Annotated in this window: 17 protein-coding genes; 5 read left to right on the plus strand and 12 right to left on the minus strand. The window is 30.9% G+C overall.

What is annotated here, in order from left to right:
• Positions 1–385 precede the first annotated feature (385 nt).
• Positions 386–592 (plus strand): histone family protein, encoded by a 207-nt coding sequence (locus EJ01_RS14425; protein WP_048082423.1) that lies wholly within the window; start codon positions 386–388, stop codon positions 590–592.
• 416 nt (positions 593–1,008) lie between these two features.
• On the opposite strand, the gene EJ01_RS14430 is transcribed toward EJ01_RS14425, so the two are convergent.
• Positions 1,009–1,218: a hypothetical protein gene (locus tag EJ01_RS14430; protein WP_048082424.1), complete on the minus strand. Its 210-nt coding sequence runs from the start codon at positions 1,216–1,218 to the stop codon at positions 1,009–1,011.
• A gap of 566 nt (positions 1,219–1,784) precedes the next feature.
• Between EJ01_RS14430 and cysK the strand changes: the two genes are divergently transcribed.
• Positions 1,785–2,771: a cysteine synthase A gene (gene cysK / locus EJ01_RS14435; RefSeq protein WP_048082425.1), complete on the plus strand. Its 987-nt coding sequence runs from the start codon at positions 1,785–1,787 to the stop codon at positions 2,769–2,771.
• A 98-nt stretch (positions 2,772–2,869) separates the two neighbouring features.
• On the opposite strand, the gene gshAB is transcribed toward cysK, so the two are convergent.
• Positions 2,870–3,856 (minus strand): bifunctional glutamate--cysteine ligase GshA/glutathione synthetase GshB, encoded by a 987-nt coding sequence (gene gshAB, locus EJ01_RS14440; protein WP_048082426.1) that lies wholly within the window; start codon positions 3,854–3,856, stop codon positions 2,870–2,872.
• Positions 3,832–5,349 (minus strand): glutamate--cysteine ligase, encoded by a 1,518-nt coding sequence (locus EJ01_RS14445; RefSeq protein ID WP_048082427.1) that lies wholly within the window; start codon positions 5,347–5,349, stop codon positions 3,832–3,834. The genes gshAB and EJ01_RS14445 overlap by 25 nt, the downstream gene beginning before the upstream one ends.
• 1,135 nt (positions 5,350–6,484) lie before the next feature.
• Between EJ01_RS14445 and EJ01_RS14450 the strand changes: the two genes are divergently transcribed.
• Positions 6,485–6,691 (plus strand): histone family protein, encoded by a 207-nt coding sequence (locus tag EJ01_RS14450; protein ID WP_048082428.1) that lies wholly within the window; start codon positions 6,485–6,487, stop codon positions 6,689–6,691.
• Between the two features lie 162 nt (positions 6,692–6,853).
• Here EJ01_RS14450 and EJ01_RS14455 read toward each other — a convergent pair whose 3' ends face one another.
• A complete protein-coding gene (locus tag EJ01_RS14455) occupies positions 6,854–7,219 on the minus strand; it encodes a response regulator (RefSeq protein ID WP_048082429.1) in 366 nt (121 codons plus the stop codon).
• A 1,005-nt stretch (positions 7,220–8,224) separates the two neighbouring features.
• On the opposite strand from EJ01_RS14455, the gene EJ01_RS16765 reads away from it, so the two are divergent.
• Both EJ01_RS16765 and EJ01_RS14465 read left to right on the plus strand, forming a co-directional pair.
• Positions 8,225–8,743, plus strand: coding sequence for a hypothetical protein (locus EJ01_RS16765; RefSeq protein ID WP_052376246.1), 519 nt, complete (start codon positions 8,225–8,227; stop codon positions 8,741–8,743).
• A gap of 95 nt (positions 8,744–8,838) precedes the next feature.
• Complete coding sequence (locus EJ01_RS14465; protein WP_048082430.1) at positions 8,839–9,738, plus strand: COG1361 family protein; 900 nt, start codon at positions 8,839–8,841, stop codon at positions 9,736–9,738.
• A gap of 131 nt (positions 9,739–9,869) precedes the next feature.
• Here EJ01_RS14465 and EJ01_RS14470 read toward each other — a convergent pair whose 3' ends face one another.
• From EJ01_RS14470 to EJ01_RS14505, 8 genes are all read right to left on the minus strand, one after another.
• The gene (locus tag EJ01_RS14470) at positions 9,870–10,409 is read right to left on the minus strand and encodes a DUF2115 domain-containing protein (RefSeq protein ID WP_048082431.1); all 540 of its coding nucleotides are present in this window, start codon (positions 10,407–10,409) and stop codon (positions 9,870–9,872) included.
• A complete protein-coding gene (locus tag EJ01_RS14475) occupies positions 10,410–10,598 on the minus strand; it encodes a hypothetical protein (RefSeq protein WP_048082432.1) in 189 nt (62 codons plus the stop codon).
• A 31-nt stretch (positions 10,599–10,629) separates the two neighbouring features.
• Entirely contained in the window at positions 10,630–12,132 is a 1,503-nt protein-coding gene (locus tag EJ01_RS16770; RefSeq protein WP_052376248.1) for a 4Fe-4S binding protein, read from the minus strand.
• A 32-nt stretch (positions 12,133–12,164) separates the two neighbouring features.
• Positions 12,165–13,241 (minus strand): ACR3 family arsenite efflux transporter, encoded by a 1,077-nt coding sequence (arsB, locus tag EJ01_RS14485; RefSeq protein WP_048082433.1) that lies wholly within the window; start codon positions 13,239–13,241, stop codon positions 12,165–12,167.
• Complete coding sequence (locus tag EJ01_RS14490) at positions 13,241–13,906, minus strand: DUF166 domain-containing protein (RefSeq protein WP_048082434.1); 666 nt, start codon at positions 13,904–13,906, stop codon at positions 13,241–13,243. The genes arsB and EJ01_RS14490 overlap by 1 nt, the downstream gene beginning before the upstream one ends.
• A 15-nt stretch (positions 13,907–13,921) precedes the next feature.
• Positions 13,922–14,422, minus strand: coding sequence for an arsenate reductase ArsC (locus tag EJ01_RS14495; RefSeq protein ID WP_048082435.1), 501 nt, complete (start codon positions 14,420–14,422; stop codon positions 13,922–13,924).
• 157 nt (positions 14,423–14,579) lie between these two features.
• Positions 14,580–14,957, minus strand: coding sequence for a putative zinc-binding protein (locus EJ01_RS14500; RefSeq protein ID WP_048082436.1), 378 nt, complete (start codon positions 14,955–14,957; stop codon positions 14,580–14,582).
• A 9-nt stretch (positions 14,958–14,966) separates the two neighbouring features.
• Positions 14,967–15,323, minus strand: coding sequence for an ArsR/SmtB family transcription factor (locus EJ01_RS14505; RefSeq protein ID WP_048082437.1), 357 nt, complete (start codon positions 15,321–15,323; stop codon positions 14,967–14,969).
• Positions 15,324–15,629: the final 306 nt, after the last annotated feature.

The following is a 15,629-nucleotide window of genomic DNA, read 5'->3' on the forward strand; positions in this document are numbered from 1 at the left end:
GAATTACAAATTTCCTCAAAATTTTTTATTTTTGCAGGGTTTTCACAATCTTTGATTGTGATACCCAGAAATCATAGATTTCACTGATTTATTTTTTTAAATTGAAATATGGCATTTGTAATTGTAAGTGTCTAAGATCAGGTATTTGAGCAAAATATTAATATTAATCTGTGATATTTTAATTTCATTTTTGTGGATATGTGCAAAAGCATTTATGTGCATTATTTCTCTAAATTTTTAATATTGTACCAAAAAGATGGTATGAATCGACTCTATGTGAGTAAAAATGATATAATTTTTAAAATAATCACAGGATTAAACGATAAATATATATAGGATAGTTTAAATAGGATATATTGACAAAACAAAAATGAGGTGAATGTTTATGGCAGAATTACCATTAGCTCCAGTCGGAAGAATCATAAAAAATGCTGGTGCTCAAAGAGTAAGCGAAGATGCAACAGAAGCTTTAGCAAAAGCTTTAGAAGCTAAAGGCGAAGAAATAGCAGCAGAAGCTGTTAAACTCGCAAAACACGCTGGAAGAAAAACAGTTAAAGCATCAGACATAGAATTAGCTGTTAAAAATTTATAAGTTTTTTAAAAACCAAAATCAATAATTTTGGGAGTATGCCTCAAACACTTTTGTGTTTGAAGCCTGCGAATTCAGGTTCAGCGGCTGCAGAAGTTTTATAAACTTCTGTAAGGCTTATACTTTTTATTTTTCACTTAAAACTTTTTCAAACTAACATGTTTTATAAAATACTCATACTTTTTAAACTGTTTTAATTTTAAGCTCATTAAACCTAAAATTAACTTTTTTAAAAATTAGGACTGGCAGTGTAAAAAGAGTTATTGATTGTCATGTAGACGTATTGGGATTGAATCAGAACTGATAACAGTTCAATATTTTTATCTTCAAATGAGAAAAATGAATTTTAAATTATAAGATTGATTTAATCTTAAAATTGAATGTTTTAAATAAATTTATTTTTAATAAGTATTTATAAGTCATTGGCTGCTTTTTTCCTGGTTTAAAATCATCCTCGTTGTAGTTACACTCTTTGCACGGGAAAGAATTTCACTGTGACCATCAGACTTAATTTTTGCCTTAATTTCTTCAAGTAAATCTTTTAATTCATTGGGCTTGCATGAATATGCTTTGTTTAATAAATCTTCTGAGTTTTCTTTTGTTTTATTATTTGATTTCTTAAATTTCATTTGTCTAACCTTTTAAAATTCTAAGATTTTAGGGTATACATGTTTATATTAGTTAGTAATCTCTAATCTGATTTTAAATGTCAATTAAGTTATCTATAGTAATTTTTGTTCTTTCTGGACTTAATTATCGTTTTATATGAACTTATCAATAGTTATGATATTTGTAGATTTTTAAATACCTGTATTTTGAATATTTTTGTTAAATCTAATGATTTAATAAAACTCAATAAGCCTTAAAAAGTGTTTAATTATTTATAGTCATTAATTTTTACATTATACTAATATACATTACAGTTTTAGCTATTTAACCCAAATATATTAATATATTTCGGAGATAGTGATTATTATATCATATAAAATACTATCTAAATAATATTTTTAGGAAAAACATTTTAAGATCTTTTTGGATATTTAGAGAAAATTAAGTTGTATAAATGAAATAGCCATTTATTCTGGGGAATATACTTAATTACATTCTTTTAAAAACTTAATCACCTATAAAATCCCTGTTTTAGTAATGCAAAAAAACAATAATAAAAATATACATATTATTATGTGGTGGAAGTATGGTGAAGATACCTGAGTTAAAAAGAGGAATAGCAGATAATGCAACAGAACTTATAGGTAACACCCCTTTGGTAAGGTTAAACAAAATTAATGAAGGGGCAGATGCAGAAATTATAGCAAAATTAGAATCTTTCAACCCTTTAAGCAGCGTAAAAGATAGGATAGGGGTTGCAATGATAGAATATGGGGAGGAACAGGGTTTAATTAATAAAGATACTGTACTGGTAGAACCTACAAGTGGGAATACTGGTATAGCTCTTGCATTTGTTGCAGCGGCAAAGGGTTACAAATTGATTCTTACAATGCCGGATACGATGTCGATAGAGCGGCGGAAGCTGCTTGCACTTTTTGGGGCTGAAATTGTACTCACCCCCGGTGCAGGTGGAATGAAAGGTGCAGTAGCAAAAGCTGAAGAACTTGCAGAAAACACACCCAATGCCGTGATGCTTCAGCAGTTTAAAAACCCTGCAAACCCTAAAATTCACAGGGAAACAACTGCACATGAAATATTGAGAGATACTGACGGTAAAGTTGATATCGTAGTGGCAGGGGTAGGGACTGGGGGAACAATAACTGGTATTGCAGAAGTTTTAAAGGGAAAAAATCCAGATTTTAAAGCAGTTGCAGTTGAACCTGCTAATTCCCCAGTTCTATCTGGTGGGCAACCAGGACCTCACAAAATACAGGGAATTGGTGCGGGTTTTGTTCCTGATGTGCTCAGAAAAGATTTGATTGATGAAATTATAAAAGTTAAAGATGAGGATGCTGCAAAAACCATGTTAATGCTGGCAAGAAAAGAAGGAATCTTTGCAGGTATATCATCGGGAGCTGCAACATGGGCTGCCCTTAAACTGGCTAAAAGAGAGGAAAATAAAGGTAAAAGAATTGTTGTAATACTTCCAGATACTGGAGAAAGATATTTGAGCATGGAATGGGTATTTGAAGAAGTATTCAATGAATATGAAACTGAAGAATTTACAAATTAAGGTTAAATTCTCATATGAGTTTATCTGAATTTGATCAGGGCTTGATTACAGCACTGTCAAATTTAACTTCTTCAGCTATTTAGCATAACTTTTTTTTATCAAAACCTTAATAAATCAAGTATTTTATTTTCAACATGTCTATTTTGGCCTTTATATGGAAAATTATGGGGATAAAGTACTGGATTGAAATTTAATTCAATAATGCTGTGATTGTTTTTATCTGGTCCTGCTTTTATATCCTTGATGATCATGTCCACTCCACAGATCTTTGCACCTACTGCCTTTGCTGATTTTACGGCGATGATCTTGTAATGTTCCAGCACATCATCTGTAAAATCGATGCTGTCACCACCTGTACTGATATTGGAATTTTCCCTGAGATATACAATTTCTCCATTATTTGGAACGTAAGATATGTTTTTCATTTGAGAAGCCAGGTAATTCTCTTCAACTGGACCTATGCTGATTTTCTCAAGTGGAGTTAAATACCCCTTACCCCTCATGGGATTCATATTTTTTTCAAAAACCAGTTCTTTAATGTTTTGTACTCCATCACCTACAACATTTGCCGGAACTCTGTGCATCACTGCTGCAACTTCATCGTCAATTACTAAAAATCTATATTCTTTCCCTGGTACGAATTCTTCAATCATAACAGAGTTATCATATCTTAATGCATGTGCAACTGCTTTTATATATTCTTCTTTAGATTTTAAACATTTTAATATTAAAACACCGTCTCCAAAATTAGTGGATTTAGGTTTTATCACAATATCTTTATGTATAAAGTTGGAATATTTGTCTAAAGCTTCATTTATATTGCCCACAGTTACACTGGAAGGCACATTAATATTATGCTCCTTAAGAACTAACTTTGTTATTTCCTTGTTTTCCATGATCAAGGGGGCTATATATGTATCTACAGAGGTTTTTGTAGCCTGCTTAACATATTCAACGTTGTTTCCTTTTTTTAAGCGAATGAAGTTATCATCAGGGTCAAGTACTTCTACCTCAACTCCCCTTTTTAAAGCTTCTTTTATAACAATTTGAGTTGAAAGTTCTAATCTTTCATAGTTTGTTTGCATAACTCGCCTCTATTGTCTTTATTTAAATTAGTTATGATGGTGCTGTTTTGTAAATTATTTTTAGCCCATCTTGTTCCAAAGTCTAAAAAATTTTCATTATTTTCTTTCATTTCCATGTTTATCATTTCAGAGGGTAATAATGATATATCAAGAAGCTTTCGATGTTCTTTTTCTACACTTAGACCATATTTACTGTCTCCAGTGCCCAGGTACATTAAATATGCTATAGTTCTAAGCCTTTTAAATATCTCTTCTCCCCATGATTTCAGACTAATCTCTTTGTTATCATATTTTTGGAGTATTAAATCTTTTTTTCTTCCAAAAAGTGATACTAGCTGGTGGTTTAAGTTCATTTTGCTATGTTCATCTTCGGTGATGGGGGAACTTTCTTCAAACAGACAGAATAGCATGAAAACTTGAAGGAAGTTCATCTGTTCAATGCTTAAACCCAGCTTCTCAAATGGGTTTAAATCTAAAATCCTTACTTCCACATATTTCACACCTCTTTTTTCCAGCGCATCTAGAGGTGTTTCTCCTTCCCTAACAGTTTGTTTCAATCTAATTGAAGAATAAAATTCGTTTTCTTTTTGCAAGACATTTTCATTGAGTTGTACCTGAGAACCGTTCCTGTAAATACCCATCTTTGAATATTTTTCATCCTTAGTTGACATCATCTTACGGAGCTTTGTAGAATACTCCTCCAAACTGTTGAAGTACATTTTCTCATTTTTAAGACTGTTTGAATAGCCAAATCTGCTTACACGTAGAGATGTTGCATATTTATTGAAATTTTCTATAATTTCTGCACAGCTGGGGCAGCATTTTTGAATTATCTCAAGTTCCCTGTTTATAACTGAATGGTAAGTAGGATGGCAGAATGGTGAAGCGCCAAAAAGGTAAATTAGTACCCATCTGTATCGTAAAAAGTTCCTTGCAAGTCCAAAATGTATTTCATCAATAAATAAACGTTTATTTTTTTTGTTCCCGAATTTTTTATATAAATAATCAATTATTTCAGTGCCAAAAGAAAAATTGTAGTGAATTCCAGATATCATCTGCATTTTTTTACCGTATCTCACTGCCAGTCCTTTTCTATATATTTCCATATTTTTTCCATTTTCAGAACCTGGAAAACGTGCAATGGGTATTTGCTCTTCATCTGGAAGTTTTGGAGGCATACTGAGCGGCCATAGGAGTTCGCTACCTATGCTACTTTCAACCTCCTTGCTTATGGTGTTTAATTCTTCATATACTTCTTCAACTGAATTGAAGGTTGCTGTTATCATCTCGATCTGACTTTCAGAAAAGTCAGTGGTAATACATGGATTTTTAGTTTTGTCCCCAAATACTGGGGGATGAGGTGTCAATGCAAGATCACCTGAGGAAATAATCCTTTGACACTCTTTTTCCAGGCCAAAATTACCTTCTACCAATAATTTTCCTTTATTATCCTTTAAAAAAGACTCTGATATTTCTGAAAAATCCCAGTTCATAAAATCCTCTTTTTAATCGGTAATTAGTTATTCATGGTTTAAAATTAGCGCAACGCCATTATTTACTGTCACTATTCATATTTCAGTAAATATTCATAGATTTCTTAGGTACGGGTTGCTACATCAAAAATTAATAAAATTGTTTGAATATGTAAATTAAGACTTTTTTACATTTATATTTTTTTGATGGTTTTATGTTATCAAAATTTTTTGGCACATAAATCCGGGTTCCAAATACTTCGTTAAATCTAGCTATAACGAAGTTGATAAACACTGTGTGTTTTTCACGTCAAAAATCACAATGATTTTTGACAGTCTACAGAAAACTTGGTTTTTTGTGGCATGCAAAAACCTACGATTCTTTACATGGATCATAAATTCAAAGAATTTTTGATAGCTGATGAAAATCTTGATCTTTGACAGTTAAAAATTCAAATATCTTCGATATTTTTATGCAATTCTGTTTTTATTAAGTTGTAATTACGGGTCAAATATTAAGATCAATAAAATATAGCAAATATAATGCTGTACATATATCCCTAAAGGTGTAAATATGTTAAACTTTTTATTTTATAGTACTCCAGATTCACTACTTTAATTAAATACATTAAAAATATAAATTAACTGGATTATGTATGTGAATAATTAAATCATTATATAATAATTACATTCATTCAGTTTCAGAAATAAGATGTGTGCCTGGACACTAAATTGGTATATTTAGAGCCCCGGAACTTAAGTGTATTACTTAATTTAGTGGAGTTTATGAACCGGGAACAACTGAGGGAGATTATTGGCCTATGCTAATGGTATAAATGTTGCAGTTTAAAAACTATAATATGCATAAGTAATCCTTATGAATTCTTTTTAAAATACTAGAAAATTACATTTAATTAAACTAAATTTGAGATTATTCCTAACCTTTTTAAATGAATTTAACTTTTTTTTATTCTAAATTTTTTCTGCTGATATCATAATTATATAATTTAAGATATAGTGCTCAAAAATTGTATTGATTGACTTTATGTGAGTAAAAATGATATGATTTTTAAAATAATCCTAAAATTAAACGATAAATTTATATAAAATTACTAAGAGATAATATAATAATAAAATAAAAAATGAGGTGATAGGTATGACTGAATTACCAGTTGCTCCAGTTGGAAGAATAATAAAAAACGCAGGTGCGCAAAGAGTAAGTGATGATGCAAGGGACGAGTTAACAAAAGTACTGGAAGAAATGGGTGAAGAAATAGCTGCAGAAGCTGTTAAACTTGCAAAACACGCTGGAAGAAAAACAGTTAAAGCATCAGACATTGAACTAGTCGTTAAAAAATTATAGGCATTTTTTCTTTTTTAAATCCAATAATTCTTTCTTTTTTACAAATATTATCTTAAATAATTTTAAAAATGTTATTAAAAAGGAATTATGCTAAAATTAGGCATAATATTTATAAAATACTGAAATATATGATTATAATTCCACAAATTACTTTATACTTAGCTAATAATTAAGTGCATTATTTATAGCTTTTTTCAGTCTGGTATCATCAAATGGCTTTACTAAATATTCATAAGGTTCAGTTTTTTTGATTTCTTTAAGAGTTTTAAAATCAGAATTAGCAGAATTATAAATAATAGGAATATTATAATCTTTTTTAATTAATATTGCAGTTTCAATACCATTTAAGTTTCCTTTTAAAATTATATCCATAAGAATTAAATCCACTTTATTATTTTTTACTAAGTTTAGGGCATCTGCACCTGAAGCTGCTATACCTACCACTTCATGTCCCAATAATTTTAATCTTTGTTCGAGATCCCAAGCTACTATGCTTTCGTCTTCAACAATAATAATTTTAATTGTCATATATGATGTTCCTCCAACTACGTATTTTTTATTAACTTTAATCGCCGAACAAATCTTTTATTTCTCGCTATTTTCCTTTTAATGCCCTTATTTTTAATATAAAGATCAACGGTGTTATTAATTTAATTAAATCCTTATATCCATTAGCTATTTAATGCCTCTGTTTCTTAAATAAAGATCAAAAATGATCTTAATAAACATAATATTTCCTATTCATCCTATTTTAATGTTACCTCGCTTTATTTGGCAGAATAACGAGAAAATATTAATTTAAATGTAAAAATGAATAAAAAGGTAAATAAAAAAGTAAGTTAAATCAATATTATTTTCTAAATGTATAAATTACAGCTTAATAAATAAAATGTGCCTTTTTATCATTGTTTATTAACATATGGGATATATACATTAGAAACTGAAAAATATTTTTTTATTCATGTATATTCTGTTAGAATATATAAATGGAGTACTTTCTATTTTAATTGCTGTAATTGTTCTTTTATTCTATATTGGCTTAAACTGAGATGGTTTTATGTATATTTTGATTGAATTATAAATTTAGAAATAAAGTTTTATCTAATCGTCACATAAGTTTTACACAAAACTTTATTATGTTGGTAACTTAATATTCTGTTTAAATCAATTTTTATGTCTTAATAACGTATATTGTGTTTTATTTTTAATATATATAAATCATTTAATCTTTAACTGTTTTTATTCATTAATTTTATAATTTTAAATTCTTATAAACGTTTAAAAATAGATTTTATAGGTTAACTAGTATGTAATGAACTTAAATTTTTGAGAGTATGCTGGCTGTTTGAATCTAAATCTGGATAAAAAGGCTTTTTATGATTAAAAGTATGAATATAATTTTTAAATTATATTTTTATCTCATATTTTTTGGCTTTTTGTGAATATAGTCACTAATAGATCCTTAAATGTTTTTATATTGTGAATAGATAAGATAATTTGATTTTTAAAAAAAAAATAGGAGGTAAATTTAATATGAACATGTATAAACTATTTGTTACAGTAGCACTGGTTTGTATTATGGCTGTTGGAGCATCGCCTTCATTTGCTGCAGATCCAACTTCAAGTGCAACTCAAACAGCTTCTGGAAACGTGACAAGTTTAGTAGCTATTACTACTCTTTGGAATGGTAATGAAGGAAGTGATATTGATTTTGGAAATCTTGTAGCTAATAATGTTGCAACTACATTTTCAGGTAATGAAACTGTAAAAGATTACTCAAATGTTCCAATAGCTCTTTCAACATATGCTAGTGGAGCACTTTCAGGTAGTTCAGAAACAATTCCATTAGCAAACATGTTGTACTCAGATTATGGTAATAGTGTACCAGACACTGCGTTCACCACTACACCTTCAGCAGTGAAAACATGGGATACACCGGATCAAGCTTCAACACCTACAACACCGGTGACATATAAAATAACAGTACCATGGAACACAAAGCCTGGAACCTACACAACTACCATATATCATGTTGCACAGGCTGCTACATAAATTTTTTCCTTTCTTTTTTTATTTTTTTAGTTAAAAACTTATTTTAAAAAAAGAGCTCCCATACTTTAAATTTAATCTTTTGGAAGTGAATTTTCATGAAAAAAAAATTTTTAAGTATATTATTAGTAGCAGTATATGTTCTAGTCCTTGTATTGCCTGTATCAGGTGCAGGGCTCTTAGCATCACCTGCTAAATTTAATATAAACCTTAACTCGTCTCAAACATTTACTGGAAGTGTCAATGTCCAGAACACTGGAAAAGGAACTTTACAAGTATCTATTGATAAAAAAAGAGAGCAGAACAATGGTAAAATTACTCTCTTTGCAGATGATGGAATTGCACAGTGGATATCAGTGGATACTACTAATATAACCTTAAATCCTGGTGAAACTAAAACTATCAATTTCAAAGTTACAGCACCAAGCACTATAAATTACAGTGATGCATTTGGCGTACTTGTAATAAAGGCTACTCCTGTAAGTAAACAAAGCAGTTCTAATAATGGAATAGCTGTAGTGGTGAAACAAGGAGTTGAACTGCTTATACCTCTAATTGTAGGACTTCCAGGTCCAATAACCGAATCTATAGGACTTTCAGGACAGGACATCCCATGGTTACTTTTAACATACATGCCTGGAAACTTTAATTACCACATAAAGAATAATGGAACAGTTATGGAGAATGTCACAGCTGACAGTCAAATTAATGGATGGTTCAACAACTACAATATTAAAACATCAGGAAAGGTTTACCCTGGAAATGATTACTATATCCAGAATACTTGGACGCCCGATATCTATGATTTTGGAGTATATACTGTGGAAACGAACTTAACATATGGTCAATACAACGGAACCAAGACAATAACTCAAAAAGATAACATGATTGTTATACCTATATGGTTAATTATATTGATCTTGGTGATACTTGCAACATGGATCATGAGAAAAAAAGGTGTAAAATCGCCAATAGTTATTCAAAGAAGAAAAGAGTAATTATCTAATTCTTCTTTTTTAATTTATGTACTGAATTAATTAGTTCAAAACAAAAATTTAACTGCTGCTAATGGCTTGTAATATATTTCAAACTTAATAGAGTTGAGCATAAAAATTTAATCTATAAAATATTATACTATAGATTCATCCTGCAATGCAATGCAGAATCCACAGACCGCGCCAGGATTATCCTTCTGATTTTCTTTTACAGGGCACAGATAAACTCCATTTTCATATTTAACCTTAAATTTCCCGGGAAATGGAGTTCCAGGGGGATGAACTGATTCTTCTAAAATAAAAGTTGTATAGATTGACATTATTTTATATATTTTGAAAAAATCAGGGTCAAATCCTTCACCAGCTTCTACCTGGGTTTCTTGCTCTTTTAAAACTTTTAAGGCTTTTTGAAGATCATTATTGTCTATGTGATCTTTATATTCTTTTTTATCTTCTTTGAGGTCTTTAAGTCTTGTAATGAATGCTTCATTATAAGACTTAAGGTACTCTTCCCTGTAATTCCCCTGCACATATTTAGCATCTTCACTTAAAAAGATACATGCTTTCATTATATCCATTATATCTATATTTGATGCTTCTTTTTTCAAGATTTGCATCAATTTATTCTTATTTAAATTTTTAAATGTATCTATATCTTTTAACATATAAACCATTTATTTATCAGTTTTTTTAAGGCATTCTGGACAGATATAATTATCTTTATTAGTTTTAAATACTTTATCGCAAACTTCACATATAGCTTCTCTAAAGCCATCTTTGTGTGCTTTAATACTTGCACAACAGGAAAATGGTCCAATGTTGCGATTACCTTCCATTACTGGCTTATTTTCTTTATCAGTCATTTAAATTACCTGTAAAATTTATAAAGGGGATTTAACCGCAGCAGCTTCCCCCACCTATACTAAGGCCTAAATTATTTAAAAATGCTACATATCCGTTATCCATGAGTTGAGCCTGATCTACAAGTCCATAAACTTCTATTTTTCCGGATGAAAGTAAATTTATGAATTTTGAGGAAGTATCGTCTTTTAATATTTGTGCAATATCTTTTTCATTGAGTATAAACAGTAAATCTGCAACAGGACTTTCTAATTTCTGCAGGCTCTTTAAATCTTTTATACTTGTCTTTAAACTATTGTTTTCTTTTTCTATAATTACTAATTTCTCTTTATTTTCAGTCATAGATACTGCAATACTGGAACCATCGGTTAAATCATCAAATAAAGCAGCGTTTTGTTTAGTCCAATTATCCCATATTTCAGCTTTAAATTTTTTACACTCAAAAAATCGAAGATTTTTTGTGTCCCAAACACAAGGTGTTTGAGGGTTTTGTTTCTCCTTCAATTTAGCATTCATTTTGTCAAATTTATTTTTAACGTGTTCATATCCTTTCGAGTAAAATGGGCATCCTTCTATACAGTAAGTACAGCCCTGGCTGCATCCTATACAGTTTTTCTTTATAAGTTCAACTTCTTTACCACCGCAACAGGTTTCTTTTTTTATCAAAGCTTCGTAAGGACATGCTTTAACACATTTATTACATTTATCACAGTATTTGGGTATCCATTCATGTTCATTGTCTTCTTCTACTGGTAAATTGGCGATACTTACAAATATTGCAGATACTTTAACCCTTGGGCCAAGCTCTGGGGTTATTAATAAGCCGCTTTTTCCCATATAACCTAAACCTGCTTTTTGTCCAAGTGCCGAGAAATTAACAATTCCACCTTCTGGATGAGCAACTTCAGTTGCATAACCATTCTTTCTAAGATAATCCGAGAGTTTAGTAGTTAAAATAGCTGTTTTAACATATGCAGTATTATTAAGGTCCTGTGCATCTGTTCCTGGAGCAGTTTCAATAATATCCATACTCATTTCTACAGTTAAAACAATAGTAAATGGATATTGGATGAATTTATCTTTAATCATTAGGTCTGGAGTCATTTGGGTATATCCTACGCTACTAATACCTAATGAATACGCATAATCTTCAAGTTCTTTGATAAAATTATTATCAGCTATGAATTTAGGCTTATCTGGATTTTCTACGCGCGATAAATCCGGTAATTCTATGGCCCCACAGCATCCCCCATCATTTTCTTGTGATTCTGTATTTCCTGCACCGCAGCTGCATCCACTATCTTCTTCATACTCATGCGCATTTTCTTCACTGCATCCGCAGTTTTTAACCTCTTTTGATGCATGGAGGTTGTTTAAAGTAGATTCCCATTCACATCCACAATCTTCAGGTCCATCTTGGGTTCCTGCAGGTGGTTCATCGTCACAGCCGCAACCACATTCATTATCTTCTTTTATCCTCTCTTTAATTTCTTTATCTAATTTATCGTCTTCACATCCACATTTATTGTCATCCATGGTTTTCCCTCAATTTATAAGTTTAAAATCATTTATTCTTTAAAATATTTTCTCTGGAACATCAATGCCACGTTTACAAGGCTTATAAGTACTGGAACTTCTATTAAAGGTCCGATTACTGTAGCAAATGCAACTCCAGATCCTATACCAAAAACTGCTACTGCAACAGCTATTGCAAGTTCAAAATTATTGCTTGCTGCTGTAAATGATATTGTAGTTGTTTTTGAGTAATCTGCCCCAATCCTGCGGCCTAAGTAAAATGTTACAAAAAACATTATTACAAAATACAATAGCAGTGGAATAGCGATACGAATAACATCTAAAGGTATTTGAACGATAAAGTTACCTTTTAAGCTGAACATCACCACTATGGTAAAGAGTAGTGCTATTAATGTGATGGGACTGATTTTAGGGATAAATTGATCCTGATACCAATTTCTGCCTTTTTTCCCAATTAAAATGAATCTTGTGGTTATTCCTGCTAAAAATGGAATTCCAAGATAAATAAACACACTTTGAGCTATCTGGCCTATACTAACATTTACAATACTTCCATGTATTCCAAAGATTGGAAGAAGTACTGTAAGGAATACATAAGCATAAACACTGTAAAATAATACTTGAAATACGCTGTTGAATGCTACAAGGCCTGCTGCATATTCTGTATTTCCTCTTGCAAGCTCATTCCAAACTATAACCATCGCGATACAAGGTGCTATTCCAATTAAGATTAAACCAGTTATATATTCTGGATATGCACTTAAAAAGCCTATTGCTAATATGAACATTAGAATAGGTGCTATAATCCAGTTCTGGAAAATAGCCAAACCTAATATTTTTTTATTTTTAAATACATCTCCCAGTTCTTCGTATTTTACTTTTGCAAGTGGGGGGTACATCATTAAAATTAATCCAATGGCTATAGGTATGCTTGTTGTTCCAACCGAAAACTTGCCTATAAATGATTCTACCCCTGGAATGAAATACCCTAATGATACTCCTAAAACCATTGCCAGGAAAATCCAAAGAGTTAAATATCTATCCAGAAAATTGAGTCTGGTAACTCCACAAAGTTGGCTTGTAACTTGATCGGCAGTGTTTTTACCCATTATTTACCTCTTTTTATCCCTTCTTCAAACGCGTCTTTATGGAAACCTGATGCCATTTCTTTTTTACACTCTTCGTCTGAAAATAACCTCATTTTTGCAGCTCTACAAGGATAATGTTGTAATTTAAGCCCTGCTTCAGTGGGGATATTTTCTAAATCATCACTACTAAAATATTTATCAGAAATGTAATCTGCTACAAATGTTGTTGAACCACATGGAGAAGACCTAATAACGTCTATAATTGCAATTTTACCATCTTCAAGTGTTATATTCACCTTTGGCTTCCCAATTTTAGATGTAAATTCATCAAACATTTCATTGCCATTTTCTTCTAATTCGCACATGATATAGGGGCAAGTTACATTTTCATATCCTTCTAACTGGTTTTTGAATCCTTCACCTTTCCATGCAGCGACAATTATATAATCTACATCTTTATTAACCATATCAACAAGGTCTAATGTAAGATCAGGATGTTGTGTATAGGTTATTAAGATATTTGCTTGTTTTATTTTAGCTAATGCATCTGCAGGAATATCTATTTCATCCATGAACATGGATGTAGGTTGTTCTAATTCTATGAATTCTGTATCAAAGTCTTTTTTAATGTTTTCAAATGCTCTTTCACCGTATGGTCCATCTGTAGCTATTACAACTTTTAACATTTTTTCAACTCCAAATTATTTACATGAGAATTCTTTATCATTTGACCCGCAGCATCCTTCCATCTCTTCAGATAAATCACAGCATCCCTCTTCAGGTAGCATGTATGAATAATACAAATCTTCAAGCCAATCTTTTAATCCATCCCTTATTTTTATAAATAATTCCAATTTTTCCTCTTCTGTCCCTTCAAATGCTGATGGATCTTCAAACGGCTGTTTAAAGTATTTTTTACCTCCCGCAAAGAAAGGGCATGCATTGTATGGATTTCCACAAACAGTTATAACATAATCAAATTCATGGCCTTCAAATTCCTTTAAGCTTTTAGATCTATAACTTGAGATATCAATTCCAATTTCTTCCATGCATCTTACTGCCAATGGATCTACTTCCTGCGGATCGCTCCCAGCACTAAAAACATCGAAATCATCACCATGTAGGTGCCTGAAGAGCCCCTCTGCCATTTGAGAACGGGCTGCATTATGTATACACATAAATAAAACTCTTTCTTTTGCCATTTAAACCACCTTGGATGTTTTTCCCATTTGATTGGTTGATCAAACCTATACAATTTTAAGCGCTGTTTTAGGAATGGAGAAGTAAGCTAGCGCTGACTTTTGTACATTCCCACCCATAAACATCCGGATAATCATTAAACTTACTAAATCTTATTTTTTAGTCTATAAGTTCTTTAATTTTCTTTTTCATTGCTAAAACACACTTTTCCCCATTTTCATCAAGTCTAACGGGATCAGTAGGTTTCATATTCTCTGAATTTAATTCTTCCTGGGCATTGATAATTTTTGCAACCTTAACTCCTTTCTGTTCCAGTATTTTATCAACACAAGAACCTTCACACCCATTAACAGCAATAATAGGATATTTTCTTATTAATTGTTTGAAACCTTCTCTATCTGCAGATGTTGCACCCATACAAATAGATATGAGGTCATCTCGTTCTTTAACTGTATCAACGCTTGCTACTCTTGTAATTAGTCCATAAGGGCTCATTCCACTGCATGGAGCTAATGCATATTTTTTTTCATTTGCCATGTTTATCACCTAAATTAGTTCTATTAATTCTTTAACCATATCTGCAATTTTTGGACTTGTAAGGCTGTAGTGGATCCACACGCCTTCTTTTCGTCCTTTAATGAAACCTAAATTTTTTAGAATATTCAAATGGTGAGATATACTTGACTGCGGTTTATCCAGTGCACATATTATCTCACAAACGCACAATTCACCATCTGATAATAAGTACAATATTTTAAGCCTGGTGGGGTCTGATAAAGCTTTGAGTTTACCCGAATATTCCTCAAAATGATCTTCAGATGGCAATGATTCTGTAAGTTCATTCATCCTTTTTATTTGATCTTTATTAGGTCTACTGTCGCCTGAAATTTGACAAGTTTTCATAAAACCTCCTCTTTTAATGTTTCAACCAGTAATCTGGAACAATTTAAATTTTTTATTAAATCAATATATCTATATATGTTGATATATTGATAGATGTTGAAAATAGTATATAAAATTAATGGAATAATTTGAATGGAAGTAGGTAGAGGGAAAAAATTTCGAAGCTGAACTTAGATTTTCATTTGTAGTTTAAAAATTAAACTTCTGATTTTTGGGTTAATCTAATATTTAGTAAAAAATTTAATAAAACGGTTATTTTTAAAATAAACTTTTGAAAATTAAAGTTAGTATAATAAAGATTAACAT

This window comes from Methanobacterium veterum (assembly GCF_000745485.1).
Classification (GTDB): Archaea; Methanobacteriota; Methanobacteria; order Methanobacteriales; family Methanobacteriaceae; genus Methanobacterium_D; species Methanobacterium_D veterum.